General features: G+C 47.3%; 17 protein-coding genes. 13 read left to right on the forward strand and 4 right to left on the reverse strand.

Translation table 11 applies throughout. The features are described 5' to 3' along the window. Nucleotides 1-57 precede the first annotated feature (57 nt). From CHI14_RS18615 to CHI14_RS18625, 3 genes are all read left to right on the forward strand, one after another. Nucleotides 58-1,173, forward strand: coding sequence for an aminopeptidase (locus CHI14_RS18615; RefSeq protein WP_095290221.1), 1,116 nt, complete (start codon nucleotides 58-60; stop codon nucleotides 1,171-1,173). A gap of 96 nt (nucleotides 1,174-1,269) precedes the next feature. Then, the gene (locus CHI14_RS18620) at nucleotides 1,270-1,515 is read left to right on the forward strand and encodes an HPr family phosphocarrier protein (protein ID WP_095290222.1); all 246 of its coding nucleotides are present in this window, start codon (nucleotides 1,270-1,272) and stop codon (nucleotides 1,513-1,515) included. Between the two features lie 222 nt (nucleotides 1,516-1,737). After that, nucleotides 1,738-2,031, forward strand: a complete 294-nt coding sequence (locus tag CHI14_RS18625; protein ID WP_095290224.1) for an Fpa/YlaN family protein — start codon at nucleotides 1,738-1,740, stop codon at nucleotides 2,029-2,031. 185 nt (nucleotides 2,032-2,216) lie between these two features. Here the strand turns inward: CHI14_RS18625 and cax are convergent, their stop codons facing one another. Next, nucleotides 2,217-3,287 carry a calcium/proton exchanger gene (gene cax / locus CHI14_RS18630; protein ID WP_095290225.1) on the reverse strand — a complete coding sequence of 357 codons (1,071 nt, stop codon included), beginning with the start codon at nucleotides 3,285-3,287 and terminating at the stop codon, nucleotides 2,217-2,219. A 180-nt stretch (nucleotides 3,288-3,467) separates the two neighbouring features. Between cax and CHI14_RS18635 the strand changes: the two genes are divergently transcribed. After that, on the forward strand, nucleotides 3,468-3,830 hold the full coding sequence (locus CHI14_RS18635; protein WP_095290227.1) for an Asp23/Gls24 family envelope stress response protein: 363 nt from the start codon (nucleotides 3,468-3,470) through the stop codon (nucleotides 3,828-3,830). A gap of 128 nt (nucleotides 3,831-3,958) precedes the next feature. Here CHI14_RS18635 and ftsW read toward each other — a convergent pair whose 3' ends face one another. Together ftsW and CHI14_RS18645 are read right to left on the reverse strand one after the other, a co-directional pair. Continuing rightward, nucleotides 3,959-5,254 carry a putative lipid II flippase FtsW gene (ftsW, locus tag CHI14_RS18640; RefSeq protein ID WP_095290229.1) on the reverse strand — a complete coding sequence of 432 codons (1,296 nt, stop codon included), beginning with the start codon at nucleotides 5,252-5,254 and terminating at the stop codon, nucleotides 3,959-3,961. Nucleotides 5,255-5,267: 13 nt separating this feature from the next. Beyond that, nucleotides 5,268-5,615, reverse strand: coding sequence for a YugN family protein (locus CHI14_RS18645; protein WP_095290231.1), 348 nt, complete (start codon nucleotides 5,613-5,615; stop codon nucleotides 5,268-5,270). Nucleotides 5,616-5,824: 209 nt separating this feature from the next. Between CHI14_RS18645 and CHI14_RS18650 the strand changes: the two genes are divergently transcribed. The 8 genes from CHI14_RS18650 to CHI14_RS18685 all read left to right on the forward strand — a co-directional run bounded on the left by CHI14_RS18650 (nucleotide 5,825) and on the right by CHI14_RS18685 (nucleotide 15,763). Beyond that, nucleotides 5,825-6,997 (forward strand): M20 metallopeptidase family protein, encoded by a 1,173-nt coding sequence (locus CHI14_RS18650; RefSeq protein ID WP_095290232.1) that lies wholly within the window; start codon nucleotides 5,825-5,827, stop codon nucleotides 6,995-6,997. Nucleotides 6,998-7,176: 179 nt separating this feature from the next. Continuing rightward, nucleotides 7,177-8,868, forward strand: a complete 1,692-nt coding sequence (locus tag CHI14_RS18655) for a DNA repair helicase XPB (protein ID WP_095290234.1) — start codon at nucleotides 7,177-7,179, stop codon at nucleotides 8,866-8,868. Between the two features lie 48 nt (nucleotides 8,869-8,916). Beyond that, nucleotides 8,917-10,722, forward strand: a complete 1,806-nt coding sequence (locus tag CHI14_RS18660) for a helicase-associated domain-containing protein (protein ID WP_095290235.1) — start codon at nucleotides 8,917-8,919, stop codon at nucleotides 10,720-10,722. A gap of 126 nt (nucleotides 10,723-10,848) precedes the next feature. After that, nucleotides 10,849-11,289 carry a YlbF/YmcA family competence regulator gene (locus tag CHI14_RS18665; protein WP_095290237.1) on the forward strand — a complete coding sequence of 147 codons (441 nt, stop codon included), beginning with the start codon at nucleotides 10,849-10,851 and terminating at the stop codon, nucleotides 11,287-11,289. Nucleotides 11,290-11,376: 87 nt separating this feature from the next. Then, nucleotides 11,377-11,640, forward strand: a complete 264-nt coding sequence (locus tag CHI14_RS18670; protein ID WP_095290540.1) for a YlbG family protein — start codon at nucleotides 11,377-11,379, stop codon at nucleotides 11,638-11,640. A gap of 553 nt (nucleotides 11,641-12,193) precedes the next feature. Next, nucleotides 12,194-13,183 carry an ABC transporter permease gene (locus CHI14_RS18675; protein WP_095290239.1) on the forward strand — a complete coding sequence of 330 codons (990 nt, stop codon included), beginning with the start codon at nucleotides 12,194-12,196 and terminating at the stop codon, nucleotides 13,181-13,183. 13 nt (nucleotides 13,184-13,196) lie between these two features. Further along, nucleotides 13,197-14,105, forward strand: a complete 909-nt coding sequence (locus tag CHI14_RS18680; protein ID WP_095290241.1) for a carbohydrate ABC transporter permease — start codon at nucleotides 13,197-13,199, stop codon at nucleotides 14,103-14,105. A gap of 38 nt (nucleotides 14,106-14,143) precedes the next feature. Then, nucleotides 14,144-15,763 carry an extracellular solute-binding protein gene (locus CHI14_RS18685; protein ID WP_095290242.1) on the forward strand — a complete coding sequence of 540 codons (1,620 nt, stop codon included), beginning with the start codon at nucleotides 14,144-14,146 and terminating at the stop codon, nucleotides 15,761-15,763. 94 nt (nucleotides 15,764-15,857) lie between these two features. Here the strand turns inward: CHI14_RS18685 and CHI14_RS18690 are convergent, their stop codons facing one another. Beyond that, nucleotides 15,858-18,146, reverse strand: coding sequence for a helix-turn-helix domain-containing protein (locus CHI14_RS18690; RefSeq protein ID WP_249281166.1), 2,289 nt, complete (start codon nucleotides 18,144-18,146; stop codon nucleotides 15,858-15,860). 147 nt (nucleotides 18,147-18,293) lie between these two features. Between CHI14_RS18690 and CHI14_RS18695 the strand changes: the two genes are divergently transcribed. After that, nucleotides 18,294-19,580: an alpha-L-fucosidase gene (locus CHI14_RS18695; RefSeq protein WP_170948184.1), complete on the forward strand. Its 1,287-nt coding sequence runs from the start codon at nucleotides 18,294-18,296 to the stop codon at nucleotides 19,578-19,580. The last annotated feature ends 9 nt before the right edge of the window (nucleotides 19,581-19,589 follow it).

Genomic DNA, 19,589 nt, shown 5'->3' on the forward strand with positions numbered 1-19,589 from the left:
TATCGTAATTTACCGTTGTTCAATTTTTGAATGGCAGATGACAGGAGGATTTACGAGATGAAGGACCCACGAATTCAGAAACTTGCAGCTAACCTGGTTGGCTACTCTGTAGATGTACAGCCTGGCGAGAACGTGCTGGTTGAGATGATTGGATCGGAACGTGATCTGATCAACGCTATTATTGAAGAAGTAGGCAAAAAAGGCGGCAATGTTTTTGTACAACTGACCGACAAGACGGTACAACGTGCGATGTTGAAAAATGCTACAGAAGAGATGATGAAAACCTGGGCAGAGATTGACCTGAACCGCATGAAACAAATGGATTGCTACATTGGTATCCGTGCAGGCGAAAATGTGAACGACCTGTCCGACGTGCCGGAAGAAAAAATGAAAATGTATAACTCCCTGTATTCCCATCCGGTACATAGCGAGCAGCGAGTTAAACATACGAAATGGGTTGTGCTTCGTTACCCGAATGCCAGCATGGCGCAGCTTGCGAATACCAGCACAGAAGCATTCGAAGATTTCTATTTCGATGTGTGCAATCTGGATTATGCCAAAATGGACAAAGCACAGGATTCCCTGGCTAATCTGATGAACCGTACGGACAAAGTTCGTATTACAGGACCAGGAACGGATCTGAGCTTCTCCATTAAAGATATCGGTGCAGTGAAGTGCTCCGGTCAAAAAAATATTCCTGATGGCGAAGTTTACAGTGCGCCTGTGCGTGATTCTGTAAACGGAACAATCAGTTATAATGCAGCAACCCTGTACAACGGGGTAACGTTTGAAAACATCAAGTTCACCTTCAAGGATGGCAAGATCATTGAAGCGACAAGCAACGATACAGAACGTCTGAATGAGATTCTGAATTCCGATGACGGTGCACGTCATATTGGTGAGTTCGCGATTGGCTTCAATCCGCATATTTTGCATCCAATGAAGGATATTCTGTTTGATGAGAAAATTGCAGGCAGTCTGCACTTTACTCCTGGGCAGGCATACGAAGAAACGGACAACGGAAACCGTTCCTCCATTCACTGGGATCTCGTGCTGATTCAGCGCCCAGACTACGGCGGCGGCGAAATTTATTTTGACGATGTGCTGATTCGCAAAGACGGCATCTTTGTGATTCCAGAGCTGGAATGCCTGAATCCGGACCAATTGAAGTAACCGCGGGATTTTGCTGTTGCTAGGAAAGCGGATTCACGGTATCATGTAGTGGTAATTAATAGATGATACCAAATGTGAAAAGACGGAGGGATTCCTATGTCGAGTAATAACGCGGCTGTAGTGGAAATTGCTCAAACAGCAGGCAAGTTTACTTCTTCAATCGTGCTTCATTCGGAGAACAAGTATATTGATGTGAAAAGTATTCTCGGTTTGTTTACCACGCTGATCAGCACACACAGCTATGAACTTCACGTTCATGGACCAGATGCAGACGAAGCAAAAGCAGCCATGTCCGAAGTATTTGCCAAACATGGTCTGAATGTAAGCATCGCATCCGAGTAATCATTCCAGGAAGCATCTCCGCCTGTCTTGGCGGGGGTGCTTTTTCGTATACACAAATGAACAGGCTCTTGGGTCCGTTGCCGAGGAGTTAAAATACGTGCTGTCCAAGCCTTCGTTTTGAGTGGTTATTTTGGTCAGGTTCTTGTATTAGCTCCTGATTTCGTCTAATATTAGAGGTAGAACGTCTTTACGCGATTTTTGGGACATAGGGGGGAAAAATGCATGACTTCATCTGATCTGCAGGACCAGCTGAACATGAAAGCGATCAGTCTTCTTCAAGAAGATGCAGATAAAATACAGAAGCTTATTGAAGTACAGATGGAGAATCTGGCTACCCGCTACTGCCCTCTCTATGAGGAAGTATTGGATACACAGATGTATGGGTTCTCCAAGGAAGTCGATTTTGCTGTTCGTGCAGGGCTTCTTCCTGAAGGTGCTGGTAAGCAGCTGGTAAGCGCGCTTGAGCGGAATCTGGCAATTCTATATGAAGCTTTGAACAAAAAGAATGAGCAATAGCCTGCAATCGTGCGGGTCAGAATAGAAGGCATGCAGGAGTTTTGCATGCTTTTTTTGTGTGTTTTAACGTGCGACACTATGATCGTGGGCTCTGTAAGCCAAACATCAAAAAACAGTCCGGAAACTCGTTTCCGGACTGTTTTTATTAACGCTAATAATGGTCAGCATCTAATAAGCTGATGAGGTTACACCAGGAAGAAGGATACCCCCAGAATGATGTACACAACGAGCAGGAGCAATCCCTCGTACCAGTTTGTTGAACCATCCTGGGTAATCGACTTGGCGATAAATACGGATACACCAATGGCAAGAAGCTCAATCGTTGTGAAGACGATATCCATGGTTCTGCCCGTAAAGTAACTCACAAAAATAAGCACAGGTGCAACAAAAAGTGCGATTTGCAAGCTGCTGCCGACCGCAATCTCTACAGCGGCACCGATCTTGTTTTTCATGGCAAGCATAATGGCTGCACTGTGTTCGGCCGCATTACCGATAATCGCAACCAAAAACGCACCAACGAACAGTTCGCTCAGACCAAATTCTTCGGTAAATACCTCGAGAGTACCCACGAGCCATTCACTGACAAAGGCTACCATAACTGTGGCGATCACCAGGTATAGAATCGATTTTTTCTTGGACCACGCCGGCGCATGTTCATGCGGCAATTCCTCGTCTTCATCGACAGTGACATCCGCGAGATAGTTCTTGTGTGTTACCATCGAGAATAAGAGCCAAGCGATATAGGCAATGATCAACAGCCCTGCAACAATCAGACTTAGCGTATCTGTGTCCTTTTGAGTAATCGAATGGGTGTTGAGAAAAACAGCTGGAATGAACAGGGCAATGATCGCCACGATCATCAGGGAGCCGTTTAGTCCCGCAAGGGAGACGTTGTAGTTTTGAATTTTGAACTTGAGTCCTCCGGCAAAGATGCTTAGTCCCAGCACCAGCAGCAGGTTTCCGATAATGGAACCGGTCAGGCTGGCTTTTACCATGTCGAATAGTCCTTCTTTGACCAGAAAAATGGCGATGATCAATTCGGCAGCGTTACCGAACGTAGCATTCAAGAATCCGCCAAGCCGCTGTCCGGCATAGTGAGCAACATTTTCGGTAGCTTTCCCCAAAAAACCGGCCACAAAAATAACCGAAATGGCTGAAATCACAAACTGCAGGATCGGATTCCAATGCAGATAGTGGGCAATGGCGCTGAGAACAAAGGTGACAATCAGCAAAATGGATGAAATCCGGTTTCTCACAACAAACACCTCGGTTAAAATTATTTTGTTTTGAATGACAATGATAGCCTTATGAGATTATTTTCATATTTCAATATAACCAAATGGTGGTAGGTTGTAAACGCATGTTTTCGAGTTTAATTTGCTTTTTGGGGTGGAAAGGATTTAAAATACGAGTAACGAAGTGAAGGAGGATGTGGCATGGCAGAACAACTTCAACTAGAAGGCGGTAACATCCGGATTGCCGATGACGTGGTGGCGAAAATTGCCGGAATGGCTGCGATGGAGACACCCGGGATTGCCGCAATGTCTGGAGGATTGTCAGAGGGCTGGGCCAAACGTCTCAGCGGTAAAAACGTACAGAAAGGCGTAGGCGTTGAGGTCGGCCAACTGGAAGCAGCCATTGACCTGCGCATCATCGTCCTGTACGAGACACCGATTCATGAAGTATCCCGTATGCTTCAGCAGAATGTGAGAGAAGCGGTAGAGACCATGACCGGATTGCGCGTTGTCGAAGTGAACGTGAAGGTAGAAGGCGTATCCTTCAAAGGCGACGACCTGTAAGGTGTTAACCTCCAATTTAACTGGAGAGCAGATGATCCGTTGATGGATGTTCTCTACGCTCCAGTTAACCCAAAAAAGACTTCACATCCCGAGGATGCGAAGTCTTTTTTTTTATTCCGGTACACCTGTTAACGAATGCGCCGAATGGATTTGGAATCCCGTGAACGAAGAGCGGGAGAAGTACGTGTTTGCGTTTGTACCGTTACGGATTTGGTTCTCTCTTCCTTAATGACGTCCTGGTTGTTCGTACGCGAGATACTGAGCAGAATACCCATGGCCACCATCATCACAAAGAGTGACGTACCTCCATAACTGATAAACGGTAGGGTAACCCCTGTCACCGGTATGGTTTGGGTCACGCCTCCGATATTGATGAACGCCTGAATGGCGATCAATCCCATGATTCCGATACCCACCAGCGTTCCGAACGGGTCAGGACAGCGCAACGAGACGATAATGCCTCGCCAGATAAAGTACAGATAAACCAAAAGGAATAGCGTACTCCCCAGGAAACCAAGCTCTTCACCGATTACGGAGAAAATGAAGTCATTATACGCATTCGGCAGATAGTGAAGCTTCATCGTACCTTGTCCAATACCCGAACCGGTCATGCCGCCATCACCGATGGCCACAAGGGAGCGGAAAAGGTTGAGACTTCCTCCGGAAGGGTCGGATAACGGATTAAGGAATGCCTGAATACGCCCAATCTTGTAGTTCTGCTCAGCCGCCGCCGCAGTAGTACTGTCAATAGCGTCTGAAGGAGACATGGAGGAGAAGAGGGCGTTCGCGCCGAGTGCGAGTGCCCCTCCCAGTACGACAAGCAGGATGGAACCCATAATATGCTTCATGCTTGCTCCACCTGCATAGATGACGAGACCACAGGTGGAAACCAGAATGAAGCAGGTACCGAAGTCCGGCTGCAGCATGATCAATCCTGCAATGAATCCGACAATAACGAGAACCGGGATATAACCTGTCTTGAGGTCCCTGAAGCGCTCGCCTTTTTTGGTGATCAGTGCAGAAAGGTATAGGATAATGGCAATCTTGGCGAACTCCGCAGGTTGGAGACTGAAGCCAAAGATGTGAATCCAGCTTCGTGCACCGTTCAACATGGCACCTGTAACAAGTACGAGCACCAGCAATACCGTGGTGAACAGGAAAAAGGGTGCATAAAGCTTCTTGTATTTGTTAAAACGAATGTTCATGGCAAAGAACATTCCAACTAAACCGATAACCGCCCACATGAGTTGTTTTTTCGTGAAGAATAGGGGGTCATTGTTAAATTTACTGTTTGCAATTGCAATGCTGGAACTGGAGCTGAATACCATCAGCAGTCCAAAGCCCACTAACAATAAAGTGAGGATTAGCAGTTGGAAATCCGGCGTGCCTCTCTTCGTTTTCGTTTGGGCCGATTGTTGTTTCATGATTTGGCCCAGCCTAAGCTTCCAGCAGTTCTTTGAGCTGCTGCAATTTTTGGGCGGCCAGCTTCACGACTGGTTGCGGAACGGTAGAGTTGTAATCGAGACCGTGCGGAAAGGTTGCTTTGCCAAGATAAACAGCCTCGACAGAGAGAACGGTATCCGGTTTTTCAAGTTTGCCATCTACTACACGGGTGTTAATACGTACAAAGTATTCTGAGTTGGTGTTGTCATCTTCAATTTTGTAGTCATATGTAGCACGGTAATACTCCCATTGCCACCGGACAAATCCGACTTTCTCGGCGCTCTCATCCAGGTATGCCAAGTCGCTTTTCAAGCCATCCAAGCCTGTATTCTCAAAAATCATAAGCGTCTGATCCTCCTCATAGCTTCCGAGTATAATTCTCGTGCATTTCTCTAGTTCATGATAGTATGTTTCCCCTTCCCGTGCAAGCTTTCCAAAGGCGTTTCGTATCGGTTTTCTTCCAATTCTGCTACAATATACAGCAATAGGTTTGAAGAGGATGGTTCGGACTTGATGAAAGTTCCGTTCAAGATCGAAAGGATGGGGAGAAAATGACAAATAATATATGGTGGGACGATCTGCAAATCCATATGGTGGAATGGCGGCGTCATCTTCATCGCAATCCCGAGGTTTCCTTTCATGAGGAAAAGACATCTTCTTTTGTAGCGGATATGCTGGAGAGCTTTGGCGTTGAAGTGAAACGTCATGTAGGTGGTCATGGTGTAATTGGTACGATTCGGGGGGACAAGCCTGGTCCAGTCGTCATGCTTCGGGCTGATATGGATGCACTGCCCATCCAGGATGAAAAGGACGTAGCGTATGCATCACAGAAGGCAGGAGCAATGCATGCCTGCGGTCATGACGGTCATGTTTCCATTTTACTTGGAACGGCATTGTATTTCAGCAAGCACAGGGCTGAAATCCAAGGCGAGATTCGCTTTTTGTTCCAGCCTGCGGAAGAACTGCTTCCAGGTGGGGCTGTGAAAGTCATTGCGGATGGTGCGCTTGAAGGCGTGGATGTCATCTATGGCATCCATCTGTGGACGCCTCTTCCGGTCGGAGTGGCAGCCAGCAAGGAAGGACCGCTGATGGCAGCTGCTGATGACTTTTACATTGAGATCAAAGGAAAGGGCGGCCATGGTGGTATGCCGCAGTCGACCATAGACAGTCTTGTTGCAGGCTCTGCACTTGTCATGCAGCTGCAGACGGTGGTCAGCCGTTCCGTGGATCCGCTGCGGCCTGCGGTGCTGACGATTGGTACAATGCAGGCGGGATCTGCCCAGAATGTTATTGCCGAGTCCTGCAAAATGAGCGGAACCGTCCGTACGTTTGATGAAGAAACGAGAGCCGAAATGAAGGAACGTGTACATAACATCGTTTCCCAAACAGGTGGTGCATATGGGGCACAGACGGAAGTGAACTACATCATGGGTTATCCGCCTGTTGTTAATGATAAGCAAGAAACGGATCGCTTCTTCCGCAAAGCCGTTCAGGTGTTCGGGGATGAACAAGTGCGCACGTCTCCGATGCTGATGCCAGCAGAAGATTTCGCTTATTATTTGCAGCAGGTTCCAGGCTGCTTCATGTTTGTGGGGGCAGGGAATCCGGACAAAGACGCCATCTATCCGCATCATCATCCAAAGTTTGATTTTGATGAAGATGCCATGCAGCATGCGGTTAAACTCTTTATTGCCATGACTACCGATTATATGGGTGGTAAATAGAATGTTTTGGGTATAGTTGGGCATCCTACTCTTAGAAGTAGGGTGCTCTTTTTTTTGCAAATTTACCGGGTAGGTGTCGGCTGTAAAGGTTCATTTCTGGGTGTGCCGGAACTGAACTTTTTGTCATGAGCATCTATCTTGGAGCACAACGCAATCGGTATCGGATCGGAGGAGCAGATATGGAGAAGACGGATGCCTGTATTGTTCAACGGGATTTTACGATTTTGCTGGAAGTGGGTCATCCGGGATTCGAGCAGGCACGGGCACGACTAAGCGTATTCGCCGAACTTGTAAAGACGCCGGAGGGATTCCATACCTATCGCATGACATCGTTATCCCTGTGGAATGCTGCGGCACTCGGTTGGAGTGCGGAACAAGTCGTTAGTAGTCTCGAGTCTGTTTCTCGCTGGAATGTACCGGCGGCACTTGTGCAGGATATTCGGAGAATTGTAGAACAATACGGGAAATTGAAGCTGCATTGGGAGCAGGATCACCAGCACCTGCGTCTGGTTGGAGACAGTGAACAGCTGCTTGATGAATTAAGCGGGCTCAAAACCATTGCGGCCTTTCGGATGGAGCGTGTTGCCCGGGATGAGCTTGTCGTTCGCGGAGAACAGCGGGGCTTGCTCAAGCAAGAATTGACGCGTCTGGGTTACCCTGTACTTGATTATGCAGGCTATCGCCCGGGAACACGTCTTCCGTTTGGCTGGAAAAATGAAAAGAATACACATCATGAAACCGATGTGGATCAGAAAGCTTTTGAACTGCGTTCTTATCAGAAAGAAGCTGTAGACGCATTTGAGGGCAGTGAGGGCATGGGAGGGAGCGGGCTGCTCGTGCTGCCTTGTGGAGCTGGAAAAACAGTCATTGGCATGGCTGTGCTTGAACGTCTTCAATGTGAATGCCTCATCCTCACTTCCAATACAACCTCTGTGCGGCAGTGGATTCAGGAATTACAGGATAAAACGACCCTTACTTCGGATCAAATCGGGGAGTACTCCGGTCAGAAAAAACAGGTTCGGCCTGTCACGGTGGCTACGTATCAGATTCTTACACATCGAAAATCCAAAGATTCCGATTTTACTCACATTAAATTGCTGAGTGAACGGGAATGGGGACTCATCATTTATGATGAGGTGCATTTGTTACCTGCTCCTGTCTTTCGGGCAACTGCGGATATTCAAGCTACGCGAAGACTGGGATTGACGGCTACCTTGGTGAGGGAAGATGGATGTGAACAGGATGTATTCTCCCTTATTGGTCCTAAACTCTATGATATGCCATGGAAGGACCTCGAGCGGCAAGGGTGGATTGCCAATGTGCAGTGTCAGGAGATACGTGTTCCTTTTTCAACGGATCTGAAAACGACCTATCTGGAAGCAGAAGGAAAACATCAGTTTCGTCTTGCAGCGGAAAATCCGGCAAAGCTACAAGTGATCAGACGACTACTGCGTCAACATGATGGTTTGCCTGCACTTGTGATCGGTCAGTATCTGGATCAGCTCGAAACCATTGCCCGGGAAATTGACGCTCCGCTGATCTCGGGTACGATGTCACAACACGAAAGGGTAAAGTGGTTCGAATCCTTTCGTCGGGGCGAAATTAAAACCATTGTCGTTTCCAAGGTGGCGAATTTTGCTGTCGATCTTCCTGACGCTGCTGTTGCGCTTGAGATATCGGGAAGTTATGGTTCCAGGCAGGAAGAGGCTCAGCGTCTGGGCAGGATATTGAGGCCTAAGCCTGGTGACAATAGAGCATATTTCTATGCGCTGGTATCAGAGGATAGCAAGGAACAGGAGTTTGCATTGCGCCGTCAGATGTTTTTGGTCGAGCAGGGATATGAATACTCCATAATACATGAACATACTTAAGTCACCATTAAGCGTTAGCGTGGGAAAAGGAAAGGCGGGGGCATAGTAATGAATGGACATGAAGCAGTGGATTTCGATGAAATAATGGAACTGTCACCCACAGAACATTCGGTACTTGGTGCTCTTTTTCACAAACATGCGTGTCAACCCTTTTCAGTGATGATGACCACCGCTGAGTCTGCGGAAGAAGGATTGAGCGGGGCGGAAGCCAGGTTAGGTTTTATGCGCCTAAGACAAAAAGGGTGGATTGAAGCGGTTCGCAAAACTTGGGGAGAGAACCTATACTACATTCCACTGCGTTATATTCCTGCATTAACCGTAGCCTACGCAAATAGAGTCGGTAAACATCCATTTTTAATACATGAACAGGATCAGAAGGAATCTGAAACCCAGATGGTCAGTGGTGGTCAAATTCACGTTATTCGTGAAGCAAAGCCTGATATCGCTGCCGAAGTCATTCATATATTGGCCTGGATCGCAAGAGAAGGCCTCACATTGACGAATAAAGGTACGATCCACAAGAGAATGCTGCAGCGGTTGAGCGCTTTGACTCAATTATGTCCTGATGATTTTGCCGCATTGAATTTAAACTACGAACATCCGGATATCTACCCCGTTCATGTCGCCATTATCTTGGATATGCTGTTTGCTCTGGGGCTTCTCCATAAGGATCAAGAGAAAATAAGGGTACATGATGAGACTCTGAGGCACTGGTTAGAGCAGCCGTGGTCGTGCATGCATCGCGAAATATTCAAGGTGTGCATGGAACGATATGGTGCAACCAGTCCTGCAGAACAACATTTTCGCTATCGCCTGGTCTTGCTAGGTAAAGGACAGGAGACCTGGTTCAATATTTCAGATCTGATTCCGCATTTCAAAGGCAGTGGCAGTGATACCGGGTTTCCTGAATATGTTCAGAGCTGGCTAAACGCACTGGCTGGGTGGGGGTACGGAGAGAGTGGTGAAAATGCTTCGGGTGATTTGCTTTTTCGCTGGTTGATTGAGCCTGAGGAGCTGTTACCCTTGAGAGTACAGCAGAAACTGGACAGCGCCAAGAATGTTTTCTTTGTCCAGCCTGACTTCGAAATTATGGTCCCGGAAGAGGTAGTCCCGCAGATCCGCTGGAAAATAGAGAATTGCGCTGAACTGCTGAGCTGTGATCGCATGAGCATCTACCGTGTGACCAAAGAACAAATTGTAAATGCATCCCATCACGGGTTTACGTCTGACAAGGTGGTGGAATTTCTGCGCCGTTATGCTGCCACGGGAGTCCCGGAGCATGTGTACCTCGCCATTCAACAGTGGGGAAATGAGTGGGAGCGATTAAAGGCACAGCGTGGGGGAAATGCGGAGAAAATACAAAGTATGCAGCCGACCGATTTCATATGCAGCGAGGGGTCAGGGGAGGAAAAGAGTACTGAAATTCACAAGCATGAGCCAAGGGTTGGGCTTAGCGGTCTACGAGAAAGCTTTTATGTGCATGGCAGGGAGGGCTTGATTCAAAATGAACCGGATAGGGCATCTTCTTATACACACGGACAGCCGATAGCAGCGCAGTCGGATGATTTACCCGCATACGGCTCCATTCCAGACATGTGGCATAACGATTGGCGGCGATATCATATGTCCACGACACGTCAGATTACGGCAAAAGCGATAGAATGGCAGACCAAGCTGGGACTGAGGAACGAACAGTCCGAGGTATACATTATTCCGGATCAAATTCAAGGCCAGGACGATTGGACGCTGACAGGCTGGATTGTACCGGGGGCAGACGAGAGGGCAATAGAACGCTGCACCATTTCTCCCATGGATTGGGACAAGATCAGATTAATCGTTCCGGAGCAGATCTGAAGCAGGAAGAGCTTATGTTCCCCTATTTTCTATTTGCAGGAAAAACTCTTCTTAACTACCGGGGGATATGCTATGATAAAGTAGTCTACCTTACGTAGAACTTTATATATAGATAGGATGAATTTCATGAGCGTAGCGGAATTGAACACGGTCGATATGGCCCAAGTGTTGACGGGCGCATATGAACTGGGCGACATGATTAACCAATCTGCCGAAGTATCGGATTATTTATATTGGAAGCAGCAAGTTGAGAGCAATCCGGAGGTTCAAGCGGGAATACGCAAGCTGGAAGCCAAAAAGGAACTGTTTGAAGAAACTCAGCGTTTTGGACACTTCCACCCGGATTATCATGCTGCAAAAGACCAGGTGAAGGCTCTGGAACAGGAGCTGGAACAAATTGAGGCAGTAGCTCGCTTTAAGCAGGCGGAGAGAGCGCTCGATGAAATGCTGCACCAGATGTCTGAGACCATTGCTTATGCGGTTTCTACCACAATCAAGGTTCCGAGCAATGACCCGAACCCCAAAGGTGGCGGCTGTGGAAGCGGCGGCAAGTGCAGCTGCGGCTAACTGAATTCCGAATGAATTAAAATCCATATAGACCGGACCTTCACCTAGAAGTGTCCGGTCTCCATTATAAGAAGGGCGGGGAAAATGATGTTTGCGGAAAGGACAGGATTTATTATTTGGGTTAGTGATCTAAAAGCAGCCCGCAATCTCGAAAAGTATGGTACCGTTCATTACATTTCCCGCCGTATGCATTATGTCGTTATGTATGTTAATGCAGAGCGGGCTGAAGATACGATGAAAAATGTGAAGCGGCTGTCCTATGTGCGCAAGATTGAAAGATCTTACCGTAACGAAATCAAGACAGAGTATGCCAGCAAAACGATGGACAAAACAAGTTTTTACGGGATTTAAAATATACAGTCTTCAACGTTTAGCGATTTGGTGGAACTGGACATAAGCACGGAATAATAAAACATATTGGATCAAAGGTCGCCTTCATGGCGACTTTTTCTTTTGGGGATCATGCTTCGATCAAGGCCTGCAAGAACGTGGTACATATGAACAGTAGGTAACTATCGACCATGAAAAAGTCATTGAAATACCAAATTGAAGGCATGTCTTTGTTATTTAATTGTTAATTAAAGTGACATTCAAAAGCCTGGATTCACCGAAAAAAAGTAAACGTGATGTAAAATAAATCGTGTACACACGAAATTTTCAATTGGTAATTTTCCACTTTTGCAATTGTAATCGCTTTCTTTTGGTCGAAAACAACACATTTTTGAATTGTTAAAATGGAGGAGAAATTTTAAAAAACCTTGATGTATCAATGTTTGTGGCGTCTGACAAAATGACATATTTACGAAAAAATGCGTGATCGCCTATTGTTAAACTACAGCTGCGCCAACAAAACTAACATGCAACATGAAGGCTCCAACGTTTTCCTGCAGCGTATGACCCAAACATGAGAAGCGACAGAAGGAGGCGATCCTGTGTGCAGGAAGTAAAAACGGCCAATCGGCAGCAGACATTATACAAGCCGAACATCAGTAGAAAGCGATGGCAAAAGGTCTGGAGAAACTGGCAACTGTATTTGTTTATTGCACCCGCATTTCTGTATTTTCTCATCTTTCATTACGGACCCATGTACGGCATCCAGATTGCGTTCAAAAATTACAATCCGGTACGCGGAGTATTTGGAAGTCCTTGGGTAGGTTTTGATCATTTTGTAAGGTTCTTTGAATCCTATTATTTCTGGGATTTGATGTGGAACACACTGGCGATCAGTTTGTATGAGCTGGCTGTCGGGTTTCCGATTCCGATCATTCTGGCTCTGGCGTTTAATGAACTGAAGCATAAACGTTTCAAAAAGCTGGTCCAGACCGTCACGTATGCGCCTCATTTTATCTCGGTTGTCGTTATGGTCGGGATGGTGATTGCTTTCCTCTCTCCATCAACCGGAATCCTGATCCGTTTCGTGGAATGGATGGGAATAGATGCCCCCTCATTTCTGACAAGCCCTGCATGGTTTAAGACGGTATACGTACTCTCTGGCGTATGGCAAAGTGCGGGCTGGGGAACGATCATTTACCTTGCTGCGTTGTCTGGAGTGGACCCTGGCCTGCATGAAGCAGCAATTATAGACGGGGCAAACCGACTGCAGCGTATCCGGCACATTAACATTCCCGTGCTGGTACCAACCATGACGATCCTGCTCATTCTGAACATGGGGAGTCTGCTGGGGGTCGGGTTTGAGAAGATCCTTCTAATGCAAAACCCGCTGAACATGGAATCTTCCGATGTCATATCCACTTTCGTTTACCGTTCAGGTCTTGAAAATGCCCAGTACAGCTTCTCTACTGCTGTCGGCTTGTTTAACTCTGTCATTAATGCGTTTTTGCTCGTTACCGTCAATCAAATCGTACGCAAGACGAGCGAGAACAGTCTGTGGTAAAGGAGGAGGCTGAATGTTAACCGGTATTCAGGAAACGAGACAAGACAAAATTTTTCTAACCTTGAACTACATCTACGTTACAATTGCTTTCCTTCTTGTGGCGTACCCGCTGGTATATATGATTAGCGCCTCCATCAGCAATCCGAAGGAAGTTGCTTCAGGTGCAATGTGGCTATTTCCGAAAGATATCACGTTTGAAGGTTATGAGCGTGTACTTCAGGATCAACGAATCTGGTCAGGCTACGCGAACACGATTCTGTATACGGTTGTCGGTACTGCCGTGAACCTGGCGTTCACCATTCCTGCGGCCTATGCGCTCAGCAGAAGAGACCTGGTCGGCAGAGGGTTCTTTATGGGCGTCTTTATGTTCACGATGTTCTTCGGCGGAGGGCTGGTACCGAGTTATCTGCTGATTAAGGAGCTCGGCATGATCAACAGCATGTGGGCCCTGATTTTGCCTTCCGCAGCTTCGGTATGGAATATCATCGTCTCCCGCACCTTCTTCCAGGGAACGATCCCGAGCGAGCTTCAGGAGGCTGCACAGATCGACGGTTGTTCTAATTTCAAGCTGTTTTTCAAAATCGTGCTGCCATTGTCCATGCCGATCATAGCCGTTATGGCGCTCTTCTACGGTGTAGGTCACTGGAACAGTTATTTCTCAGCAATGATTTATTTGAATGATTCGGCCAAATATCCGCTTCAGCTTGTGTTAAGACAGATTCTTGTCCTGCAGGAAATGTCAGCTCAAGGCTCCGGCATGATGGATGGTTCATCGGCCTCGGCACTGAATAACAAAGCCGAAGTGGCGGCACTCGTCCGTTATGCAGTCATTATTGTATCGACACTTCCGGTCATTATCATCTATCCGTTTTTGCAGCGGTACTTCGTTCAGGGTGTCATGATTGGTTCCGTCAAGGGCTGATCTATACCAAATAAATCATCAAAAAGGGAGTTGTTGTCATGAAGAGAGCTCACAAGAAATCAACGGTTCTGTTAAGTCTGATCCTTGCTGCAAGCATGCTTGCGGCATGCGGAGCATCTCCTGATGGCGGTTCAACCGCTGAACCGGGTACACCGGAAGAGACAGGGGTGAAGCAAGAGGGCTTTCCTATTGTGGAGGAACCGATCACATTGACCATGATGTCCCAGGATGTAGGCGTGGCAGATTGGAATACCATGCCTGTTATTCAGGAAGCAGAGAAGCTTACCAACATCAAGTTTGAATTTCAGCTTACTCCGATTGACAGCTTTGCAACCAAGAAGAACCTTGTCTTTGCAAGTGGAGATTTGCCTGATGTACTGTACGGAGCCGATCTAACACCAGCAGAGCAGGTGACCTATGGCACCCAAGGCTCACTTATCCCGCTTGAACCTTACATTGATGGGGGATATGCTCCGCACATTAAAAAATTGTTCGATGAGAATCCGGATATTCGCAAATCGTTCACAACGCCGGAAGGACACATTTACGCCCTGCCATTCATCGACAGTGCCGCCGTCTGGTATCGCAGCCCCATGTGGTATAACGGCAGTATGCTGGAAGCGCTTGGTGTAAAAGAACTGCCAAAAACGACAGAGGAATTGTACGAACTGCTGAAGCGAGTGAAGACGGAAGATCCGAATGGCAACGGCAAGGCCGATGAAATTCCGCTGACCTCCGTAAAGCTGGATGATCTGCGCATGTATTTTCTGGGCTTCTGGGGCATATATGACCCTGTTGTTTACGTCGATAAGCAGGATAAGGTGTTTTACAGTCCGATGCAGGAAGGATATAAGGGGTATTTGGAATTCATGAATCGTTTGTGGAAGGAAGATCTGCTGGATCACGAAACCTTCTCGCAAACCCCTGAGCAGAAAAAAGCCAAAGGGGAAAACAATCAGATTGCCCTCTTTAACGACTACTACTCCTACTTTACCTTGGGTGGCGATCCGGATGCTGCCATGAAAAATCCGCTTATGACACCTGTGGCGAGCGATATTGCAGGAACTCCTGTTTACGGTATGCATCCAGGACTCTCTGCTAACGGAACATTTGCCATCACAAGTGTAAATGAACATCCTGAAGCAACGATGCGCTGGATCGATTACTTGTATTCCATCGAGGGACAAACGCTCTTCAATCAAGGTCCTGAAGGCACGCTCTGGAAATACACCAACAAAGATACGTATGAAAAAGAATGGCTGCCTGTTCCGGGAGGCGGTGATCGGGAAGAGTACAGAGGCACCATTACGCCAAACTTCGGCATGCTGACTCCGGGTCATAACTCACCGGAGCTGACGAATGGTCTGACGACCGAATTTGACGAATGGATTGCGAAGGAGAACGAGGAGAAGCTGATACCGATCGGCAAAGCGCCGTTTCCGAATGCGTATCTGACCAACGAACAGCAGGATGAAGCCTCCGCATTGTTATCTGATCTTGATACGTACGTGAAGCAGATGGAAGCGAAGTTTGTAACCGGGGAAGAGCCATTGTCCAACTGGGACGGCTATGTTGAACAGATGAAGAAAATGGGTGGAGACCGGATTCAGGAAATCTATCAGGAAGTGTATAATACGTGGAATTCCGCAGGCAAGTAATCGGATGTGAATCCCCGTTCGCAGCACTCTGAAATAACAAAAAAAGCCAACATCGACGGCAATCCGGATTGTTCGTCTGTTGGCTTTCCTGTTATTAGCTGGCCGATTCATTTCCTGCATCACTACCCGTAGTGCGATGAAGCTTGCGATATTGTCCTGGTGTAAGCCCGGTCTCCTTCTTGAATTTACGGATGAAATTCGGCGTATCCAGATATCCGACATCCTGAATGAGGTCTTTCAGAGGAGTATCCGTTGTTTTCAGCTGATGAAAGACCCTGTCGAGTCGTTTTTGCCAAATGTACTGAAGGAAGTTGATTCCGGTCTTCTCCTTGAAGGAGCGGCTCACATGGGAAGGTGAAACTTCGAATTCATACGCAAGCGTATCCAGGCTAAGATTGTGATCTGTAAAATGGGCATCGATATATTCAATAATGCGGTCTATCAATGTCTGCTCTTCCTGCTGCGTATCCTTTTTCACCTCATTGCATAACTGGGAGGCAAGCAAGAGCAGAACGGATTCAAGCTCTTCCAGCGAGCTGCTAAACACCATGTTGGGAGCAATCTGCTGCAGCATTTGATGTTCTCCAAGTTCCGAAGCGGTCTTAAGAATCGTGTTCAGCAGATCGAAGCTGATGCAGCGCACAAGCAGTGCAGGCAGCATGGAAGACTGCAAACTGATCACGGATGAGCGAATCATCTGGGAAGCGATATCGATATTTCCCTGTTTCAGACTTTGAACCAGCTTCAGCTGCATATGGTTCGGAATCCAGTAGGAATGGCTCGGTGTCTTGGACATTTCTTCAAATAAAGCGGATGATCCATACTCACCTGGTACGAGCAAATCAAAAGCAGAACAGGCTTCAACGTAAGATTGGGTCAGCTCGTGAAGCTTCGAATAAGCGCTTCCGGCACCGATCAACGGAGTTATGGACAATGTTTCCAAAAGTAAGCCTCTGATCTGCTCCATAATCAGTTTTATACGGGTTATCAGATCGATTCCTTCAGCGGAATCAAAACTCATGATTAAACCGAATCGGTCCAGCTGAGGCAGCTCAACGCCATAACCGGTTGCCTGCAGATCAGGCAATTCAATCTGTGCAAGACTGCTTGCAATGCGGCGGCGGAGTTCCATATCGGCATGCTTGGAATCATTCCAGCCAATAACCATGACAAACAAATAATCCTTGTTCAGTTTCAGGTCGAACAGCTGTACCAGTTCAGAAGACAATGGATCTGGATTTCCAGACTTAATTAAGGTCGACAAGTACTGGTTCCGAGCATACGGTTCCTGTAAATCAATGCGGGAGCTGTAATTCTGCAAGGCAGAACGAATCCGTTCCAGTTCATTGGCATTTCCATTTCGAGACTCTCCATCAGGTTTCTTTTCGGGGAAACGGGAAGCGGCAAATTCGACCAGGGTTGAGATGGGCTGATACTGCATTTTGGCGAGAACGAGAGCAATTGCAACTCCGACCAGCAGTACGATACCTATGATCATTATCATGAAACTGCGGACATCCAGTACACTGCTGAAAAACTGGGAGCTTGGCATTACAGTCATGTAGGTCCAGCCGTTGGTTTCCGATTGCACAGATACGATGGAATGATCTTTGCCGTCCAGCGTCCGCTCCTGGATTCCTGGAGTAATGCCTTTAATCAAGGCAGCCAATGCATCTGTGCTTAGGGTATCTCCCTGATGGTTGGCCGTTAGTACCTGACCCTCTGCATCGAGGACATAGGTCAGGCCTTGATAGTTTCCGAGTATGGAATCAATCAGATTGGTAATCTGAGACTCCTTAATAAAAACCATGACCGTGGCGTGGGGGTTCAGACTGTTTGGAGTAATGGGAATAAGGTATGCAAGCTTGCGGTCCTGAACTCCACCAGTTTTGGTTACCACATCGGCAGGTCTTACCGTAGGATGCTTCGTTTCGTTGAGATCGTTATACAGGGATTGTTTGTCCCATCTCTCGAAGCTGAGATTGTCGGCAAACACCTCAAAATCGGTCAGACCTTTGCTGGAATAAATACGTGTATCATCGTGGAAATAAAGATAGATTTCATCAATCATGGAACTGGTGGCTTTGTACTGATCCAAGGCACGAATGGCTTCCGGGCTGGTCTGGGTGTTGGTAACCCGATAGGAAGAGAGCCGATTATCGTAAGAAATGCGGGAAGCAATCTCGCTCAGCTCTTTCATTCGGCTGTCAATGGTTACGTTGGTTTGTGATAACTGGGCCAGACGCGAGCTTTCAATCTCAGTACGGAGGGTTTTAACTGCGTTTTCATAGAGAAATACGGTCATGAACACGAGAGGAATTAGCAGAATGAACAGGTAGGACCAAATGTATTTCAGGAACAGTTTGGATTTGAAATAGTCCATTCGCAATTGAAATGCTGCCTCCTTTCATATGGAGAAATGCCATTTCTTTCTTATAAATGATATCAATAAAAAAACAGTTTGGACATAGCTTTTTCGTACGTGTGAACACGGTTTCCAAATATCCCTGAGAAAAAGGTGTAGATGATGATGCGGAAATGGTTTGAGGATGCGAAGCTGGGAATTTTTATTCACTATGGAATCTATGCCGTGGACGGTGTTGCGGAGTCGTGGTCTTTTTACAATGGACGGATGACTTATGACGACTACATGAAGCAAATGGAGGGATTCACGGCCTCCAGATTCGATGCCGCGGCGTGGGCGGACCTAATCGAGAAATCGGGTGCCAAGTATGCTGTGCTGACAACCAAGCATCATGACGGAGTCGCGCTGTGGGATACACAGTACAGTGACTTGAACACGGTAAAGAAAACACGGGCTGCACGTAACATTGTCAAAGAATATGCCGATGCGATCACGACGAAGGGACTTCGGCTCGGACTCTACTACTCGTTGATCGATTGGTCCCACCCGGATTACCCAAGTGTATATGAAGGTGGCAAGGTGCCGGATGACCCCGGTTCTAGCAATCCGTTCTCCTATCCCTTGGATGGGATTCAGGATGAAACCAAATGGCAGAGGTTTTTGGAATTTAACAACCACCAACTGAAAGAATTACTCACCGGATTTGGCAAGGTTGACCTGTTATGGTTTGACGGGGATTGGGAACGAAGCGAGAAGCAGTGGAATCTGCCTGAATTCAAGCAGTATTTAAAATCAATGCAGCCTGATCTCATCATCAATTCACGCCTGCAGGGACATGGGGATTACAAAACGCCCGAACAAGGGCTGCCGATTACGAGACCAGATGGGCCGTGGGAGTTTTGTACAACGATCAATTCCTCATGGGGCTACGTCCCTACGGATCAGCATTACAAATCACTGTCTCAGATCGTTCGCATGTTCTGCGACTGCATCTCTATGGGAGGCAACATGCTGCTCGATATTGGCCCACGGGAGGACGGAACAATTGATGAGAGGCAGGAAGCCATCCTGCTTGGACTGGGCGAGTGGATAAGAGCACATGAAGAAGCCGTATACGGAACAAGAGACGGAATTATGAGCAGATATTATGGAGATGGAAGTACGCTCTCGGCAGATGGAAAGACACTCTATCTCTTTGTACATGGCGATCCGAAGGAAAGCATTTGTGTGAAGGGGCTGTGCAACGAGATCAGGAAAGTATCCGTGCTGCATTCAGGCCAAGAACTGACGTATGACATTCACGGCGGGGTTCCATGGTTTCAAATTCCTGGAACAACCTGGATTCACCTGACAGGTGAAGACACCCATGAACTGACAACGGTAGTGAAGCTGGAGTTCGATGAAAAGGTAGACATGTATGGCGGCTCCGGGGCAGTCGTTACGCATAACTGAATGGAGGGA

The sequence above is a fragment of the Paenibacillus sp. 7516 genome (assembly GCF_002272715.1).
Taxonomy (GTDB): Bacteria; Bacillota; Bacilli; order Paenibacillales; family Paenibacillaceae; genus Paenibacillus; species Paenibacillus illinoisensis_A.

Coding starts and splice junctions, on each gene's coding strand:
- CHI14_RS18635 (WP_095290227.1), top strand. CDS start 3,468: ATGGCAGAACAACTTCAACTAGAAGGCGGTAACATCCGGATTGCCGAT.
- CHI14_RS18645 (WP_095290231.1), bottom strand. CDS start 5,615: ATGATTTTTGAGAATACAGGCTTGGATGGCTTGAAAAGCGACTTGGCA.
- CHI14_RS18650 (WP_095290232.1), top strand. CDS start 5,825: ATGACAAATAATATATGGTGGGACGATCTGCAAATCCATATGGTGGAA.
- ftsW (WP_095290229.1), bottom strand. CDS start 5,254: ATGAAACAACAATCGGCCCAAACGAAAACGAAGAGAGGCACGCCGGAT.
- CHI14_RS18675 (WP_095290239.1), top strand. CDS start 12,194: ATGAGAAGCGACAGAAGGAGGCGATCCTGTGTGCAGGAAGTAAAAACG.
- CHI14_RS18685 (WP_095290242.1), top strand. CDS start 14,144: ATGAAGAGAGCTCACAAGAAATCAACGGTTCTGTTAAGTCTGATCCTT.
- CHI14_RS18655 (WP_095290234.1), top strand. CDS start 7,177: ATGGAGAAGACGGATGCCTGTATTGTTCAACGGGATTTTACGATTTTG.
- CHI14_RS18660 (WP_095290235.1), top strand. CDS start 8,917: ATGAATGGACATGAAGCAGTGGATTTCGATGAAATAATGGAACTGTCA.
- CHI14_RS18680 (WP_095290241.1), top strand. CDS start 13,197: ATGTTAACCGGTATTCAGGAAACGAGACAAGACAAAATTTTTCTAACC.
- CHI14_RS18695 (WP_170948184.1), top strand. CDS start 18,294: ATGCGGAAATGGTTTGAGGATGCGAAGCTGGGAATTTTTATTCACTAT.
- CHI14_RS18670 (WP_095290540.1), top strand. CDS start 11,377: ATGTTTGCGGAAAGGACAGGATTTATTATTTGGGTTAGTGATCTAAAA.
- CHI14_RS18615 (WP_095290221.1), top strand. CDS start 58: ATGAAGGACCCACGAATTCAGAAACTTGCAGCTAACCTGGTTGGCTAC.
- CHI14_RS18665 (WP_095290237.1), top strand. CDS start 10,849: ATGAGCGTAGCGGAATTGAACACGGTCGATATGGCCCAAGTGTTGACG.
- CHI14_RS18625 (WP_095290224.1), top strand. CDS start 1,738: ATGACTTCATCTGATCTGCAGGACCAGCTGAACATGAAAGCGATCAGT.
- CHI14_RS18620 (WP_095290222.1), top strand. CDS start 1,270: ATGTCGAGTAATAACGCGGCTGTAGTGGAAATTGCTCAAACAGCAGGC.
- CHI14_RS18690 (WP_249281166.1), bottom strand. CDS start 18,146: ATGGACTATTTCAAATCCAAACTGTTCCTGAAATACATTTGGTCCTAC.